Genomic DNA, 16,898 nt, shown 5'->3' on the forward strand with positions numbered 1-16,898 from the left:
TAAATTATCTACTCGGTGCTTTTGCACCATCGGGCCGTAGCGCAGTTTGGTAGCGCACTTGACTGGGGGTCAAGGGGTCGCGGGTTCAAATCCCGCCGGCCCGACCGATTAGCCCCGGAATTCTGCCACTTTTGAGTGGTTGTCTTCCGGGGTTTTTCCGTTTTCAGACAATATGAGACAACATGACGACGGACTTACCTTTGTAAGCCATTCGTAATGAATTATCACCGACAATTCACCGCCTCCGCACCCCCGTCGTATGCGTTTGCCCCAAACAGGGGCTAGACTGGTTCCTATTGATTTGACGAAAGGGACCCGAATTGACAGAAATAAACGATAAGGCCCAACTGGATATCGCCGCCGCTGACGACACCGACGCCGTTACCTCGGACACCCCCGAAGAAACCGTAAACACCCCCGAAGTGGATGAGACTTTCGAGCTTTCGGCCGCCAAGATGCGCGAGCATGGCATGAGCGAAACCGCCATCAACCAGTTCCACCATTTGTATGACGTATGGCGCCATGAAGAAGCCTCCAGCTGGATTCGCGAGGACGACATCGAGCCGCTTGGCCACGTGCCCAGCTTCCACGACGTCTATGAGACCATCAACCACGACAAGGCCGTGGACGCCTTCGCCAAGACCGCATTCCTCAAGCTCAATGGCGGTCTGGGCACCTCCATGGGATTGGACAAGGCCAAGTCGCTGTTGCCGGTGCGTAGGCACAAGGCCAAGCAGATGCGCTTCATCGACATCATCATCGGTCAGGTGCTTACCGCTCGCACCCGCCTGAACGTCGAACTGCCGCTGACGTTCATGAATTCTTTCCGCACTTCGGCGGACACGATGAAGGCGCTCAAGCATCATCGCAAGTTCAGCCAGCATGACGTGCCGATGGAAATCATCCAGCATCAGGAACCCAAACTCGTGGCCGCCACCGGCGAACCGGTGAGCTACCCCATGAACCCGGAGCTGGAATGGTGCCCGCCCGGCCACGGCGACCTGTTCTCCACCATCTGGGAGTCCGGCCTGCTTGACGTATTGGAGGAGCGCGGCTTCAAGTACCTGTTCATCTCCAATTCCGACAATCTCGGTGCACGCCCCTCGCGTACGTTGGCCCAGCACTTCGAAAACACAGGTGCCCCGTTCATGGCCGAAGTGGCTATCCGCACCAAGGCCGATCGCAAGGGAGGCCATATCGTGCGAGACAAGGCCACTGGTCGCCTGATCCTGCGTGAAATGAGCCAGGTCCATCCGGATGATAAGGAAGCGGCCCAAGACATCGCCAAGCATCCTTACTTCAACACCAACTCGATCTGGATTCGCATCGACGCTTTGAAAGACAAGCTCGCCGAATGCGATGGTGTGTTGCCGTTGCCGGTGATTCGTAACAAAAAGACCGTGAATCCCACGGACCCGAACTCCGAACAGGTGATTCAGCTGGAAACCGCCATGGGTGCCGCAATCGGTCTGTTCAACGGTTCCATCTGCGTCCAAGTGGATCGTATGCGCTTCCTTCCGGTGAAAACCACCAATGATTTGTTCATTATGCGTTCCGATCGCTTCCACCTGACGGACACGTATGAGATGGAAGACGGCAATTACATCTTCCCGAACGTCGAACTTGATCCGCGATACTACAAGAACATCCGCGATTTCGACGAACGGTTCCCCTACGCCGTGCCATCTTTGGCCGCAGCCAACTCGGTTTCCATTCAGGGCGACTGGACATTCGGACGTGACGTCATGATGTTCGCCGACGCCAAACTTGAAGATAAGGGTGAGCCGAGCTACGTGCCGAACGGCGAATACGTTGGCCCGCAAGGCATCGAACCGGACGATTGGGTGTGATTTACAACACGGCCGAACGATAAAAAAGATATTATTTTTGTGAAATGGCGCTCAACTGTGGAAAAAGCCTCTAAGATAGAGTGAGTGTGGGGAAACTCATACGCACTTATAACGAAACAATAACTATACGTGAGGACTAATGGCAGAGGGCACAAGCGGACGTCGGCGTTTTTCCGACAAATGGGGCAAGCACGAGCTGGACGTACTGGCTGTGTTGTCATCCGCGTTCCCGCAATGGCTCACATCCCGCCAAATTGCGCAGCGCGTCAAGGCTTACGCCGACTCGTATGGAGAGCTGGCAGATCAGGCCGCCAAGGCCGCGTTCGCCAAGCAGTTCCAGCGTGATCGCGCCAAGCTCGCTGCGATGGGCATTGCCATCGAATCACGGCAGCCTGAGTACTCGTCCAAGTCTGAAGGCCAGGACTTCGCGTCCTATCGTCTGCAGTTGGGCGACGAACCGCGCATCCGCCTGATGTTCGAGCCGGAAGATATGCCGGTGCTTGCCGCCGCCAACTATCTGGCTCGTTCGATGTCGATTTCCTCCGAGCCGGATCAGTCCCAGCTCGCCCAACATGCGTCGCGCACCACGCCGCGTGTGCCGCAGACCCCTATTCCCGGTCTCGGTTTGGATTCGATTGCGCCTGGCTTGGGCACGCAGCCCATTCCGGACTCGCTGGTCAAGGTTATCGATTCGCGTCGCTTTGCCGCCACCGTTGATGTGGACGGCGAACACCTGAACGTGGCCTACACCGATTCCGACGATTTGGCCATGTTTGTGCTGGAGCATCCGGGTGCCACGATTGTCAGCCCGCAGGAGGCTGTGGACGCCTATCATCGCCGCCTGCACGCCGCCAGCCGATTCACTCTGGCTGACGAATCCGCCAGCCCTGTAAGCGCCTCGGTGGTTTCCCCGTCGATTAGTCGCGATGTTCGTGAGCCGGGTGATCCCGAGTCGATCAAGGCCCAGAACAAGAAGAACGGCCCCGCTTTCCAAACGGGCAGCGAGGTGGATCGTCGCCTGCGTCTGATGCTGTTCCTCTCCGCTCACCTGGGTGAGGAATTCTCGATGAGCGAGCTGGCCGAGCGCTTTATCGGCAAACCGAAGAACGACGACGAGCTCAAGAAATTCGTCAACATCATTCATAAGGACATCAACACCCTGACCACCGTTTCCGACGATGGTGAGATGGCTGGCAGCCAGTTCTTCGATATCGACTGGCCGCTGCTGGATGCCGAGGGTATTGTTTCCGCCACCAATTCGTTGGGCCTTGAACGTCTTGCCGGCATTTCGCCGCAATACCTCAGCATGCTCACCGCCTCGGTCAGCTACTTGGCGCATTCGCCGTTACTGCCGGACAAGCAGCGTGGGCAGGCCGAATCCCTGTATGAGCGTTTGCGCCGCCATGTCAGCCCGGGCCAGACCCCGTGGCTGAGCCTGACCGGCTATGAGCTGGAGCCCCGAAGCTTCTCCATCGTCAAGCGCGCGATCAACACCGATTCGCTGTTGGACATGGAGTACTCCGACGGTACCGGTAGTACCCGTCGCAAGCTGGTGGCCCCCGCCAAGATTTTCATCGACGAAGGCGTGTATTATGCCGCCGTCTACACGGATGTCGGTTCCGCCGCCCCTAAGGACAAGAAGGCCTACGTCTCCAAAGACAAGACCATCGACAAGGCGAACGGCAAGCCGCGCATCTGGCAGGTGCTGCGCTTGGCCCGTATCGAAAAGGCGGAACTGGTCAAGCCCACCAAGCAGATCAACATCCCGAACATGCCGGTGAGCGAACTGCGCAAGTGGAGTTTCGACAACGGTACCGACGCGGTGTTCATCACCGATCAGCGCGATCTGGCATTCATCAAGACATTGCCGGGCGCTACCGTCGAACAATGCGGTGCCGGTGAAAAGGTGCATCTGACCGTTTCCTCCGACTCCTGGTTCGTGGCCTTCTGCATCGCACACGCGCGTCATATCACGGCGGTCGCCCCGGAAACGTTGCGCACCATGATCGTGGCACGCGCCGAACGCGAACTGAGCATCAGCGAGAACAAGTAAGGAGCCTTTCATGCCTTGGTGGATATGGCTGATTCTGGCCCTGTTCATGCTGGCCATGATTGTTGCCGGACTCATCTATGCAGCCCTTCATGGAATCCGTGCCTTGAAAGACATGTCCGACATCGGCGGCCAGCTCGGTGAACGCGTGGCCGCGATGGGGGAGTCTGGCACCTCTGCCGACACCAGCGAGCCGCCTCTGTTCACTCAGCCGCTCAGCGTGGCACAGAATCGTTATGCCGAGGCCCATGCGGACGTGATTCGCAGCAAGGCCGCCAAGCGCGAACGCCACACCCAGGCATGGGCCCGCTGGAAGCGATTCAACAACTAACGGAAAGCAGCAATGGCACGTCACCAACACCATAAGGGCAATGCCGATTCCCAGACGCTGAGCCCTTCGCAGCGGTACGCATCATTCCAAAAAGTCCAGCGCCATCGGGCGTCCGCAGCAGCGCGATTCGCCGAATCCCTGCCCTTCGAACTGGACGACTTCCAGACCGAAGCCAATGACGCGCTCGAAGCCGGCAGCAACGTACTGGTCGCGGCCCCAACCGGTGCCGGCAAAACCGTAGTGGCGGATTTTGCCATTTATCTCGCCCAGGAACGCAACGTCAAAGCCTTCTATACCACACCGATCAAAGCGCTGAGCAATCAGAAATACCATGATCTGGTCGACGTGTACGGCCCGGACAAGGTAGGCCTGCTCACCGGCGACACCTCGATCAACTCCGAGGCGGACATCGTGGTCATGACCACCGAAGTGCTGCGCAACATGCTCTACGAGCGTTCCACCACGCTGAACGCACTGCGCTACGTGATTCTCGACGAAGTGCACTATCTGGCCGACCGGTTCCGCGGGCCCGTGTGGGAGGAAGTCATCATCCACCTGCCCAAGACGGTCAAGATCGTCGGCCTGTCCGCTACCGTGTCCAACGTGGAGGATTTCTCCAACTGGATTGCCTCGGTGCGAGGCGACACCAAACTGGTGATCAGCGAACACCGCCCCGTGCCTTTGGAACAGCACGTCATCGTGCAGGCGGACGAACACACCGAGCCTGAGGTGCTGGATCTCTATCGCCGCGACGGCAACGGCGAGCAGACCACCAAGCTCAACGCCGAACTCATCAACCGGCTCGACCAGTTGGACCGCAAGGCCGCACGCCGGCGCGGCGAGGAACGCCCCGATAAGCGCAAGGGCTTCGGCAGAGGCCGCGGCGGCAAAGGCGCCAAGGGCCATGCCCCGAAAGCGGAACGCCACACCCCGCGCCGCTGGGCCGTGGTGGACGAGCTTAACTTTCTGGGAATGTTGCCCGGCATCTACTTCATCTTCTCGCGCAACGGTTGTGACCAGGCCGTGGAACAGTGTATCAACGCTGGACTGGAGCTCACCACCGATGAGGAAGTGACCAAGATTCGCCGCATCGTGGATGAGATGGTGGAGGGGCAACTCACTCAGGAAGACCTGAAAGCCCTGCAGTTCTCCAAGTTCCGCTTTGCGTTGGAAGAAGGCTTCGCTTCGCATCATGCCGGCATGATTGCCCTGTTCCGCCAGATAGTCGAACGATTGTTCGAAGAAGGTCTGGTCAAAATGGTGTTCGCCACGGAAACACTGGCCTTGGGCATCAATATGCCGGCCCGCTGCGTGGTGGTAGAGAAACTCGAGAAGTTCGACGGTACCGGTCATGTGGGCCTGACGCCCGGCGAATTCACGCAGCTCACCGGTCGTGCCGGTCGGCGCGGCATCGACACCATCGGCCACGCCATCGTGGTTGACCATCACGGTTTTGTGCCCGCCACGGCCGCCGCGCTGTCATCCAAGCGTGTCTACCCGCTGCACTCGAGCTTCCGACCCACGTTCAACATGGCCGTGAACCTGCTCAACTCCAGCGACTACGAGACCGCGCACGTTACCCTGGACCAGTCGTTTGCCCAGTGGGAGGCCAACGAATCGGCCTGGCAGCTGGAATCGCAGATCAACACACTGAAGAACGCGCTGGCCGGATACGAACAGGCGTTCGCATGCGAACACGGCGACTTCAAACAGTTCATGACCCTGCGTATGGAGCTGAGCGACATCGAAAAGGAAGGCCGCCGCAAACTGAAGCACGAAGTGTTCCTGACCGATCAGGAGCGTTCACGCGCCTTCCAGAACCTTGACCAGCGCATTCGCGATTTGCGCAAGGCGGAGCACGAGCATCCATGCCGCAACTGCCCGGACCTCCAGCAACACCTCAAGTGGGGCCACCGCTGGGCCCGCGAGACCCGCGAACTGCAGCGCGTCACCGATCGCTACGACTCCCGTACCGGGTCCGTGGCCCGTCAGTTCGATCGCATCTGCGATATTCTCACCGGGCTTGGTTACCTCGAACGTCATGTCAATGCGGCCGGCCACATTGACATGACGTTGACCGAAAAAGGCTCGCTGCTGCGCCGCATCTACAGTGAACATGACCTGGAACTGTGCGAGGCGCTGCTCGCCGGCACGTTCGACAAGCTCGACGCCAACGGACTGGCCGCTGTGCTCTCTTCACTGGTATACGAGGCCAGACGCGGGGGAGACGGCGAACCGAGGCACTACCCGGGCGGCATCTCCGGGCCCATCGCAATCGCTTCGTCCAAGCTCAAGGGCATCTGTGAAGACATCGATATCCTGTGCGAGGATCACGGTCTGGACGAGATGCAGCGGCCGGACTTCGGCATTCTCGACATCATGTATGAATGGGCGGATGGCGGTTCGCTGGGATCGTGCCTGTACGGCACCGACATGACCGGCGGCGACTTCGTGCGCACTGCCAAACGACTGGCTGACGTGCTGCAGCAGATCGCTGTCGCCCAGCCGCTGCCGTTCGACGGGGGAGAGCGGCTGGCAGGCCTCGCCCACGAAGCGGCCGACCGGGTCAATCGTGGTGTGGTGGCCTACTCCGGCGTGGACTGACGGGGGGCCGTTTGATGGGAGTTTGTCAGCCGACGTCGGAAGCTTGGAATAGCGGCCAAGTCCGAACTGTTGCGTAAATTAGTAGGGTTAAAGATCTTTCAAGGAGGATGCCGATATGGCAGAACGTAGCCTCAGGGGCATGAGCATCGGAGCGAAATCGCTGGAGTCCGACGACAACGTCGATTTCGCCGCACGAAACGATGTGGCGTATGTATGCCCGAAGGGCCACCGCACCATCCTGCCGTTTGCCGAGGGTGCCGAAATCCCGGACGAGTGGGAGTGCCGTTGTGGTTCCGTGGCCCACCGTGAGGGCGACGCCGACCGTGAGGGCGACGAGATCAGCAAACCCACCCGCACCCACTGGGACATGCTGCTGGAACGCCGTAGCGAAGAGGAACTGGCCACCCTACTCGAAAAGCGCCTGCAAATGCACCGTGACGGTTGGATTCCTGACTACGAGTGATCTCCTACTGAACAACACGTGAACTTGATGCCCAGTCATCCCGACTGGGCATAATCATTGTTGGAACAAGTCGCATTGTTTGACGACCATTCAAAGCAGTCGACATGAACAAAGGGGAGTGGAATCTCAATGGCACAGCATCCGATGAAAGTGGTCCTGTTGGACCTCGACGGCACGCTTACCAAGTCCGACGGCGGCATCATCGCCTCCGTCGTCAAGACGTTCGAGGAATTGGGTCGCCCGGTTCCCGACGATGCCGAGCTGCATCGTTTCATTGGTCCGGCCATCATCGAATCGCTGCGACGCAACCATGTGCCGGAGGATGAGCTTGACCGGGCGGTCACCATCTACCGCAGCTACTATGCGGATCGCGCCGTGTTCGATGATCCGAACGAGCCCGGCAACAAAGTTCCCGGCCGCTTGGTGAACGTCGTGTTTCCCGGTATCCGCGAACAGCTGCTCAAGCTGCGTGCCGACGGCTATTATCTGGCGTTGGCCAGCTGCAAGCCCGAGTACCAATGCGTTCCGATCTGTGAGCATTTCCATCTGACCGAGCTGTTGGACGGCATCTATGGCGCATCCAGGGATAACTCTCGTTTGGACAAGGATCAGGTGATTCGGTACTGCTTCGACAAAATCGGTTTTGATGCTGCAGCGGGGGACAAGGCCGTGATGATCGGCGACCGCTACACCGACATCGACGGCGCCCACGCCTGCAATCTGGACGCCATTGGCTGCCGCTGGGGCTACGCTCCGGCCGGTGAGATGGAAGAACACGGTGCCTACGAAATCATCGAGAAGCCCGAGCAGATCGAAGAAGCCGTAAACCGTTATTTCCAAACACACTGAAACACAACGGCGAGGACTTCTTCATGATGGGATGCGATGGAGCCTGCGCCGCGGGCTTCGACCTGGTTTTCATCGGTTTGCCATTGCTGTCGCTGTATGAGATTCCCATGCTGATATGGTTCATTTGGCGAGCATTCCACTGGAAACGAGATGACAAGGATTGGCTGAAAGGCACGGCGATTCTTGCAATTGCGGTGGTCGCTCCGGTGCTCCTTTGGCTGTCGGCCTTGGTATGCGTGGACTAGTTGATACAGGCGACCGAATCCTTGTCAAGGATAACTAATCTGACATAACGTACATTATCGGCTAATAGTACGTGGTGATTTTAGCCGAACCAGTAGTATCTAGTTGCGGATTAGCCTCGCCGCAGAGAATCGGCTACTTCGCAACATCATCCTTATTCCGGTGAGAAGCAACGCCCAAACGCTTGTCCATTTCGGATTCCGAAGCGTTGCGCGCCTGCAGATACATGGCGACAAGTTCCAACAGCACCAGCACGAATATGATGATTGCTCCGGGCAATTGTGCGTGGTCGTAGAACGCGAGCATGCGAACATCCATCAAATCCGCTGTAAACGTCAACACGGGAAACGGGATCAGCGCCGCCGCAAACGACATGAAATGCGTTTTCACCATCGACCAGTCGACCGGATCGACCGGCGGTCGCCGGCGTTTCGGCGTGAACAGATGACCTCGGCTGACCGTTATAGTGATGATGGACACAGCAAAGATGACGGCGACCATCCACAGAACGCCCGGCAACAATCCGACAACAATCCCGTTCACCCGGTCCTCCAATCAGTCATAAATCACCTCAACATATAAAAAACATAAAATGGCAGGCAACAAAAGCAACACATACAACAAAGCGACCTGCCGACCAAAGCCGGCAAGTCGCCAACAACCATACATGTATCAGGCGGTTGCGCGTTGCAAGCGCTGTGCCTCGAGCTTCTTGCGCATCCTCATGGCAGTCAGTTCATCAATCGGACGGCCCGTGGCAATCGTCAGCGGCTTGGCCTCAAGATCAACATATTCTTCCTGTTCCAAGGCCGTCTCAATCTGGTGCCACAACGAACCCACCGACACGGCGAACACTGCCTTACCGCTTTGCAACAGTTCGAGCATCTGTTCGCTGGTCGTGCATTCATGCACGTTTTGACCATCGCACATGATGGTCACATTGGCCAGCTGATCGGTGCTGCGTTGAGTCAAGAATCCGATAGCCGCCGTCACGTTCTGCAGATTCACACCGGCATCAAGCAACTTCTTGGATACAGCGAGAATCACCACATCCTTAAACGAGTACAGTCGGCGTGAACCGGAGCCATGAGACGGCGTGATGGACGGCTCAACAATCTGCTTGCGTGCCCAATAATCGAGCTGTCGGTACGTGATGCCGGCCACCTTGGAGGCCACAGTGCCACGGTAGCCGCGCTTGATCTCCTCAGTATCGACGTTGGAGAACAACTCCCCCTGAATCGCGTCAGCGTTCAGATTCTGACGGTCCTCAAGCGAAACATGAAGATGCAGCCCGGTCTGTCCCATGGCACTCCCCTAACTCATGCGTGTCTCGCATGTGACTCACACTGGTGTAATCACATGATTGCAATTTCTGCAATCAGTCTAACCCCGTGCTGGGTGTGGACTATTGGGGAATAATGGCAGATTTCGTGAAGAACACGAGACGGAATTTACCGATCATGATTTCGTCGCCGTTCTTCAGCGCCGCCTGATCAACACGCTGACGGTTCACGTAGGTGCCGTTCAGACTTCCTGCATCAACCACAAAGAACTGACCGTTGACCCTGCGGAACACGGCATGCTGACGGGATACGGTGGAGTCGTCGAGCAGAATATCAGCTCGCGGATCACGACCGACGGTGATTTCATCCTCGTCAAGCAAGTAACGAGAACCTGAGACCGCTCCCCTGGCGGAAATCAGCAATGCCGTTCCCTCGGACAATCTGGTGATGGTGTCCAGATCCTCTTGAGTCAGCGGTCGATCGCCGGTGGTGGTAACGGGCAGTACATTAATCGCGGGCAGGCCGATAATGGTGGTTTCGCCTGCGCTAGGAATCGGGTTGGTCATAATCTCCTATTCTACCGTCTTTGCATACTGGTTTTGCGTAGCTTCGCGTACTTCGTCGATAATGATGCTGTCAGAAGGCTGTACGTTGACGTTGGATCCGTATTTCACCTGGAGCTGAGCGCCCACACCGCCGGCGATATCGACTGCGTTGGACAGTTCCTGCGGATTGCCGATGGCCTTCACCGTGTATACGGGCTTGATGGTGGTGCCATCCACAATCAAACCTTCCTCGGCGTCCTGAATGTAGGTGGAGGTGATGACGCGCACGTTATTGATGGCGATTACCTCGGCACCGGCATTGCGAAGTTCCTCGATAAGGTTGAACATGATTGAGGCGTCCACTTTAGTCGTCGAGCCTCGTCCGATTCGGATGGTCACGCCTTGGCCCTTTGCCGGGAGTCTGCCGGAAATCAAGCCGCTGGTCTCCTCGTTTTGCTTGGCGATCTTACGCGCCTGCTCCTGCTCGTTAGCCGCCGATTTCAGCGAGTTAAGCTGGCTGTTCAACTGGGTTTTACGCTGCTCGAGATTGGAGATTTGCGTATTCGACTCGTTCAGCAGCCTTACCAGTTCACTCTCGTCCATCGTTTCGTACGTGGATTTAGTGTTATTGATCTGGCTCATGTAGGCGAACCCCAACAACGCGCACATCAGAGCGATGAGAATCGAGGATATTAACCGTGATTTGTTGCTGGCACGGTTGAGATCCTTCCGGGGCTTCTTGCGCACCGTGGGAAACGACCCGGTTTCCATCCGGTCGTTGACCTTGTCTTGTGCATGCTGGTCGCGCATTTTCTCCAGCATGTTGTCTGATTGTGCTTTACGTGCCATACGTCAGTACCCTTGTCAGCCTCGGAAGATGAAGCGTCTGATCGCGGACACGTTGGAGAAGATGCGGATGCCGAGTACGACGATGACGGCCGTCTGCAGCTGCGAACCGACGCCGAGCTGGTTGCCGAGGAACACGAGCAGTGTTGCCGTCACCACGTTGGCGAGGAAGGAGATCACAAACACGCGGTCGGAGAAGCTGCGCTCGAAATAGGCTCGCGCGGCACCCAGCAGGGCGTCAAGGGCAGCGACCACCATAATCGGCAGATAAGGCTGCACGACGATCGGAATGTCCGGCTTGACGAACACGCCGATGACGACGCCGATGATCAGTCCCAGAACGGCTGCCATTATTCATTCCTTTCCGCGTACTTCACTTCGCCAGTGACTGCTGCCTCAAGTGTAATCGAATTGGATTTGCTCACCTGCGGGTAGATACCGGCTTCCTTGAAGGAATCGTAAAGACTTGCAAGTTTCTTCTCCCCCATCGCTTCGGCCAAGGCGCTCTTATCGCCTATGGCTTCAATGGTATAGGGGCTTTGTATCGCGGTCATGCCGATGAGAATATGCCCGCCGGCCTTGCGTATCGAGGTTTGCGCGCCGAGCCTATTACCGTTGATGGCAATGGCTTCGGCTCCGTTTTGGAACATCAGGGAGACCAGTTGCTGCAGATCCAGATCGGTGATGACTCGGATGTTGGTGGAGGTGCCGACTCTCGTCGAGGAGGATTGATCCGACTGGCTTGCCGCGATTGGATCGGCCAGTGTCATGGTGATTCCTTCGCCTTCGACCACCGTGGCACCATTGACCATTTCGTCTTGGATAAGCGTGTCGCTTTTCACGCTGCCGGAGATTTTCTTGGACTGTTCGTCAACTTGTGAGCGCAAATTATTGACGGCCGTGGTGAGTTCGTCTATTTGCGAGTTGCGATTCTCCAATTGCGTGGCCAAAGTCTGCCGTACCTGCTTACGCGGATCGGATTGCAACTGTTGCACGAATAGGCTGCAGGCAAAGCCAACGCCGACGCAGATGATGAATACGACGATGCGATTAAACCAGATGGAGAAGGTCGAACGATGCTCATGGACCAGTCGTGAGTCGGAGAACATCGGATCCATCGGACGATTGACAAGATCATCGATGAGCTGAAGCGAATCGTCGTTGGTTTTACGGCGGCGTCTGGTGCGGATGGCGGCGGCGTCATCCGGGGAAAGCGCATGATGCGATTCCGCGCCTCGGACTGAGTGGGAGAACACGGCGCGGCGTCGTACCGGCTCATTCTCCTTGGGTACGGGGAATGAGACCGGGGCCGTGGCCTCAAGCGCCATACTTCTCCCCCAGTTCCTTGCGTAGCAATCTGATGCCCTGCTCGGTATAGATATATCCGGCGAGCCAATACATGGCGATGCCCCAGATGCCGGCGGCCAGCGCGGCGATGTAGAGCAAGTGGAAGAACGTATTGGTGCCCAAATCGGCGAAAATCAGACCGACGATGGAAATCATCAGCAGCGCGGTACCGGCCTTGCCCACGAAATGCACGGGCAGCGGACCATAACCGTACTGGGCAAGCCATAGCACCTGAATCGCCATCCACAGATCCCTCAGTCCCACGATAATCAGCATCCACCATGGGATGATGCCAGCGACGCTGAGGGCCAGAATCGAGCAGAAAATGAGCAGTCGGTCGGCGATCGGATCAAGAATCTGACCGATCTTGCTCACTTGGTTGAATCTGCGCGCGATGATGCCGTCGAGTCCGTCCGAAGCCGAGGAAATGGCGATCAGGGCTAGCGCCGCAATCATCTCGTGCTTGGAGATCAGCACGCTGATGAAAGGAATCGAGATGATTCGCAGCGCGCTGATCAAATTGGGCACGGTGAAATAGATGTCACGTGCTTCCGGACTGTATCTGGTGTTGACTTTCTGGTTGGTCATATCGACTAACAGTCTACATGCGGGAGGCTTGTAGAGCGGTAACGATGATGCCGCGTGCGCCGACTTCGTACAAATCATCCATCAGCTGGTTGACCTTGGCCTTGGGAACCATGACTCGCACGGCGTTCCACTGTTTATCGTGCAGCGGGGAGATCGTCGGGCTTTCAAAGCCGGGGGTCACAGCCACGGCGGCGGCGACCTTGCTGATCGGAATGTCATAGTCCATCAGCACATACTGATGTGCGGTGAGCACGCCTTGCAGACGGCGGGTCAGCACGGCCAGACGCGGATCCTGCTCGTTCAGACGCGGCGAGCGAATCAGGCAGGCTTCGGAGTGCATGAGCGGTTCGGCAAACACGCGCAGGCCGGCGTTGCGCAGGGTGGTACCGGTGGAGACCACGTCGGCGATGAGGTCGGCCACGCCCAGCTGCACGGAGGATTCGACCGCACCGTCCAGATGGATGGTCTCGGCCTGGATGCCGTGCTCGACCAGATAGTCGTGTACGAGCTTATCGAATGTGGTGGCCACGCGCTTGCCCTGAACATCCTCCAGGGTGGTGATCGGGGATTCGTTCGGTGCGGCGAAACGGAAGGTCGAGGCACCAAAGCCGAGCGGCATGTGCTCGAGCGCGGCGGTACCGGAGTTCTTGAGTAGATCCTGGCCGGTGATGCCGACGTCGATGGCGCCGCGGCCCACGTATACGGCGATATCGAGCGGACGCAGGTAGAACAACTCGATGCCATTGTCGGGATCTTGCACGACCAGCTGGCGAGGGTTGGTGCGCAGACGGTAGCCGGCCTCGGCCAGCATGTTCCATGCGGGTTCGGATAGCATGCCCTTGTTGGGCACTGCGATTCTCAGCATTTGCGTTCCTCTCACAGGTGCTTGTAGACGTCCTCAAGCGTCAGGCCGTGCTTGATCATCATGACCTGGACGTGGTAGAGCAGCTGGCTCATTTCCTCGGCGGTGCGGTCCGCACCCTCGTATTCGGCGGCCATCCAGGTCTCGCCGGCCTCTTCGATGATCTTCTTGCCGATGAAGTGGGTACCCTTGTCGAGCTCATCGACGGTCAGGGAGCCTTCGGGGCGGGTCTGGGCCTTTTCGGACAGTTCGGCGAACAGGGATTCAAACGTCTTCATGTGATTCAGATTCTTTTCTTGTGGTTATGGATGAAAGGTGGATTGCGGTTCAGGCTTGGAGCTCAGGCCTTGAACGCGGCCTCGGCCTTGGTGCGGATGTCGTCAATGGCTTGGGCGGGATTCTCGGCGCCGTACACGGCGGAACCGGCAACGAGCACGTCGGCACCGGCCTCGGCCACGATGTGCGCGGTCTTGGGGCTCACACCGCCATCGACTTGGATGCGGGTCTTCAAGCCACGGCGGGTGATCTCATCGCGCAGGCGGCGGACTTTGGCCATCTGGTTGTCGAGGAACTTCTGGCCGCCGAAGCCGGGCTCAACGGTCATGATGAGGACCATGTCGAACTCGTCGAGGATATCGAAGATCGGCTCGACCGGTTCGGCCGGACGCACGGCGAAGCAGGCCTTGCAGCCCATCTCGCGCAGCTGGCGGGCCAGACGCACAGGGGCGTGGGTGGCACCCATGTGGAAGGAGACGGAGGCGGCGCCGAGCTTGGCGTATTCGGGAGCCCAACGATCCGGGTCCTCGATCATGAGGTGCACGTCGACCGGCAGATCGGTGACCTGACAGATGCGGCCGACGATCGGCTCGCCCAAGGTCAGGTTCGGCACGAAATGATGATCCATGACATCGACGTGGACCAAGTCGGCGTTGGCGATGGCCTTGAGATCACGTTCGAGGTTGCAGAAGTCAGCGGACAGGATGCTGGGTGCGATTGCGATATTGCTCATGGTTTCCTACCTTATCTGTGCAATGGGACTTGGAGCCCCGTGTTTCGCGCTGTTTCGGCGCTGTTTATCGTGGTGTCACTTAGTGCGATTGGTTTGCTTTTTCTGGCGAAGTTGTTCCTCTTCGATGCTCTGGCGTTCGAGCTCGTCGGCGGTGACCGCCGCAAGCCCGCGCGCCTGCGCCTTGGGGTCCGGCCCGTACTGGTAGAGCACGACGAACAGGATGCAGCCGAGCACGAAGACGATGATCGCGGTCCACACGTTGGTCCTCAGGCCCAGGATCACCGTGGAATAGTTGATGCGCACGTTCTCGATCCAGGTGCGGCCCAGGCCGTACCACATCAGGTACATGGCGAACTGCTGGCCGGCCTTGAGCCGGTCGGCAAGCTTGTGGCCGAGGTAGATGATGAGCGCGGCGCCAATGAGGTTCCAGATCATCTCGTACAGGAACGTCGGGTGGAACAGCGTGGTCCTGTAGTCCGGGCATTGCGCGCCAGAATAGCAGATTTCGGATTTGCCGATGGCGTCCGCGTCGTTGAGCTTCAGGCCCCACGGCAACGTGGTGGGCCAGCCGTAGAGCTCTTGGTTGAACCAGTTGCCGAGTCGGCCGATGGCCTGGGCCACGGGCAGCGCGGGGGCGATGGCATCGGCGAAGATCGCGAACGGATAGTGCTTGTGACGGCACCACAGGAACGCCACCAAGGTGCCGACGGAGATGCCGCCGAAGATGGCCATGCCGCCTTCCCACACCTTGAGGATGTTGACCAAGTTGCCGGTGGGCGGGAAGTAGTCGGCCGGCGTGGTGATGCAGTGGTAAAGGCGCGCGCCCACCAGTGCGCAGGGCACGGTGACGAGCGTGGTATCGAGAATCTGGTCGAAGGTGCCGCCGTACCGCTTCCAACGTGTGGCGAGGATCCATACGGCCACGCAGATGCCGATCAGGATGCAGATCGCGTACATGTGGATAGTGAACGGGCCGATCTCGAACTTGGAGAAGGTCGGCGAGGGAATATAAGCCAGATTCATCGTGCCTCTACTTGCTGGTGCTCATGGTGTGTGTCCACGCGCGGGTTGTGCTTGACGCTCTGTGACTACCCTACCGTGTCACGGCACAACCCGCGTGAGGCGCACCGGGTGTTTACCGGGCGTTGTGGATGCCTTCGGCCAGTTCCTCGCTCTTGGCGGCGAGCAGCTTCAAGCCTTCCTTCGGGTCGCGTGCGGTCTTGTTGTCGTCCGCGAGCAGGGTGTGCACGAGCGCGGAGCCGACGATGACGCCGTCCGCGTAGGAGCCGACCTTGGCGCCCTGTTCGGCGGTGGACACGCCGATGCCCACGCACACGTTCTCGGCACCGGCCTGACGGGTGCGCTCCACGAGCAGTTCGGGCGAGGCGTCGATGGTGGCGCGTTCGCCGGTGACGCCCATGCGGGCGGCCGCATACACGAAGCCGCGCGCGTTGCGGGCCACGGTTTCGAGGCGCTCGGTGGACGAGTCCGGGGAGACCAGGAAGATGCGGTCGAGTCCGTGACGGTCGGAGGCTTCGATCCACTCCCCCGCCTCGTCCGGGATAAGGTCCGGGGTGATGAGACCGGCGCCGCCGGCGTTCTCGAAGTCGCGGGCGAAGCGCTCGACGCCGTAGTGGTACACGAGGTTCCAGTAGCTCATGATGAGCGGCACGCCGCCGGCGTTGGCCACGGTTTCGACGGCCTCGAACACGCGCTTGATGGTCTCGCCGTTGTTCAGGGCGATGGAGGCGGCAGCCTGGATGACCGGGCCGTCCATGACCGGGTCGGAGTACGGCAGGCCGATTTCCACGGCGTCGACGCCGTACTCGACCATCGTCTTGAAGGCGTCAAGCGAGACGTCCGGGTTAGGGAAGCCGTAGGGCAGGTAGCCGATGAAGGCGGGCTTGTTCTCGGCCTTGAACTTGGTGAACATAGCACCCGAATTGCTGGGCTTGTGGCTGATGCCCAGCGGCTGGCCGGACGGCGTGGTTGCTTCGTTGGTCATAATCAAAAATCTCCTCTTCTGGT

General features: G+C 58.6%; 19 protein-coding genes and 1 tRNA gene. 8 read left to right on the forward strand and 12 right to left on the reverse strand.

Annotated features, from left to right (window positions below; translation table 11 throughout):
• Positions 1-30: 30 nt before the first annotated feature.
• From AB5287_RS05360 to AB5287_RS05395, 8 genes are all read left to right on the forward strand, one after another.
• A tRNA-Pro gene (locus AB5287_RS05360) sits at positions 31-104 on the forward strand.
• Positions 105-320: 216 nt separating this feature from the next.
• Positions 321-1,850, forward strand: coding sequence for a UTP--glucose-1-phosphate uridylyltransferase (locus tag AB5287_RS05365; RefSeq protein WP_081292009.1), 1,530 nt, complete (start codon positions 321-323; stop codon positions 1,848-1,850).
• Positions 1,851-1,989: 139 nt separating this feature from the next.
• Positions 1,990-3,903 (forward strand): YafY family protein, encoded by a 1,914-nt coding sequence (locus tag AB5287_RS05370; protein WP_007052869.1) that lies wholly within the window; start codon positions 1,990-1,992, stop codon positions 3,901-3,903.
• Between the two features lie 10 nt (positions 3,904-3,913).
• The gene (locus AB5287_RS05375; RefSeq protein WP_007052870.1) at positions 3,914-4,231 is read left to right on the forward strand and encodes a hypothetical protein; all 318 of its coding nucleotides are present in this window, start codon (positions 3,914-3,916) and stop codon (positions 4,229-4,231) included.
• A gap of 12 nt (positions 4,232-4,243) precedes the next feature.
• Complete coding sequence (locus tag AB5287_RS05380; RefSeq protein ID WP_007057119.1) at positions 4,244-6,835, forward strand: RNA helicase; 2,592 nt, start codon at positions 4,244-4,246, stop codon at positions 6,833-6,835.
• 115 nt (positions 6,836-6,950) lie between these two features.
• A complete protein-coding gene (locus AB5287_RS05385; protein ID WP_007052872.1) occupies positions 6,951-7,298 on the forward strand; it encodes an RNA polymerase-binding protein RbpA in 348 nt (115 codons plus the stop codon).
• Positions 7,299-7,427: 129 nt separating this feature from the next.
• The gene (locus AB5287_RS05390) at positions 7,428-8,147 is read left to right on the forward strand and encodes an HAD family hydrolase (RefSeq protein WP_007052873.1); all 720 of its coding nucleotides are present in this window, start codon (positions 7,428-7,430) and stop codon (positions 8,145-8,147) included.
• Between the two features lie 23 nt (positions 8,148-8,170).
• The gene (locus AB5287_RS05395; RefSeq protein WP_013410849.1) at positions 8,171-8,392 is read left to right on the forward strand and encodes a hypothetical protein; all 222 of its coding nucleotides are present in this window, start codon (positions 8,171-8,173) and stop codon (positions 8,390-8,392) included.
• Positions 8,393-8,525: 133 nt separating this feature from the next.
• Here AB5287_RS05395 and AB5287_RS05400 read toward each other — a convergent pair whose 3' ends face one another.
• From AB5287_RS05400 to trpA, 12 genes are all read right to left on the reverse strand, one after another.
• Entirely contained in the window at positions 8,526-8,933 is a 408-nt protein-coding gene (locus tag AB5287_RS05400; RefSeq protein ID WP_032738578.1) for a hypothetical protein, read from the reverse strand.
• A gap of 129 nt (positions 8,934-9,062) precedes the next feature.
• The gene (locus tag AB5287_RS05405) at positions 9,063-9,695 is read right to left on the reverse strand and encodes a MerR family transcriptional regulator (protein ID WP_007052293.1); all 633 of its coding nucleotides are present in this window, start codon (positions 9,693-9,695) and stop codon (positions 9,063-9,065) included.
• Positions 9,696-9,795: 100 nt separating this feature from the next.
• Positions 9,796-10,239, reverse strand: a complete 444-nt coding sequence (locus AB5287_RS05410) for an FHA domain-containing protein (RefSeq protein WP_032684699.1) — start codon at positions 10,237-10,239, stop codon at positions 9,796-9,798.
• Positions 10,240-10,245: 6 nt separating this feature from the next.
• Complete coding sequence (locus AB5287_RS05415) at positions 10,246-11,067, reverse strand: DUF881 domain-containing protein (RefSeq protein WP_007055756.1); 822 nt, start codon at positions 11,065-11,067, stop codon at positions 10,246-10,248.
• 15 nt (positions 11,068-11,082) lie between these two features.
• On the reverse strand, positions 11,083-11,415 hold the full coding sequence (locus AB5287_RS05420; RefSeq protein WP_032684698.1) for a small basic family protein: 333 nt from the start codon (positions 11,413-11,415) through the stop codon (positions 11,083-11,085).
• Positions 11,415-12,392 carry a DUF881 domain-containing protein gene (locus AB5287_RS05425; RefSeq protein ID WP_368220841.1) on the reverse strand — a complete coding sequence of 326 codons (978 nt, stop codon included), beginning with the start codon at positions 12,390-12,392 and terminating at the stop codon, positions 11,415-11,417. Before AB5287_RS05425 ends, AB5287_RS05420 begins: the two co-directional genes overlap by 1 nt.
• Positions 12,382-12,999 carry a CDP-alcohol phosphatidyltransferase family protein gene (locus AB5287_RS05430; RefSeq protein WP_077382967.1) on the reverse strand — a complete coding sequence of 206 codons (618 nt, stop codon included), beginning with the start codon at positions 12,997-12,999 and terminating at the stop codon, positions 12,382-12,384. Before AB5287_RS05430 ends, AB5287_RS05425 begins: the two co-directional genes overlap by 11 nt.
• Before the next feature lie 13 nt (positions 13,000-13,012).
• The gene (gene hisG / locus AB5287_RS05435) at positions 13,013-13,864 is read right to left on the reverse strand and encodes an ATP phosphoribosyltransferase (protein WP_012471863.1); all 852 of its coding nucleotides are present in this window, start codon (positions 13,862-13,864) and stop codon (positions 13,013-13,015) included.
• A gap of 11 nt (positions 13,865-13,875) precedes the next feature.
• Positions 13,876-14,139 carry a phosphoribosyl-ATP diphosphatase gene (locus tag AB5287_RS05440; RefSeq protein ID WP_007054261.1) on the reverse strand — a complete coding sequence of 88 codons (264 nt, stop codon included), beginning with the start codon at positions 14,137-14,139 and terminating at the stop codon, positions 13,876-13,878.
• A 62-nt stretch (positions 14,140-14,201) separates the two neighbouring features.
• Entirely contained in the window at positions 14,202-14,870 is a 669-nt protein-coding gene (gene rpe, locus AB5287_RS05445) for a ribulose-phosphate 3-epimerase (RefSeq protein WP_015512222.1), read from the reverse strand.
• 75 nt (positions 14,871-14,945) lie between these two features.
• Entirely contained in the window at positions 14,946-15,893 is a 948-nt protein-coding gene (lgt, locus tag AB5287_RS05450; RefSeq protein ID WP_007052284.1) for a prolipoprotein diacylglyceryl transferase, read from the reverse strand.
• Positions 15,894-16,005: 112 nt separating this feature from the next.
• On the reverse strand, positions 16,006-16,875 hold the full coding sequence (gene trpA / locus AB5287_RS05455) for a tryptophan synthase subunit alpha (protein WP_013410875.1): 870 nt from the start codon (positions 16,873-16,875) through the stop codon (positions 16,006-16,008).
• Positions 16,876-16,898: the final 23 nt, after the last annotated feature.

The sequence above is a fragment of the Bifidobacterium sp. RTP21102st3_E2_RTP21102_210122 genome (genome assembly GCF_040916945.1).
Taxonomy (GTDB): domain Bacteria; phylum Actinomycetota; class Actinomycetes; order Actinomycetales; family Bifidobacteriaceae; genus Bifidobacterium; species Bifidobacterium longum.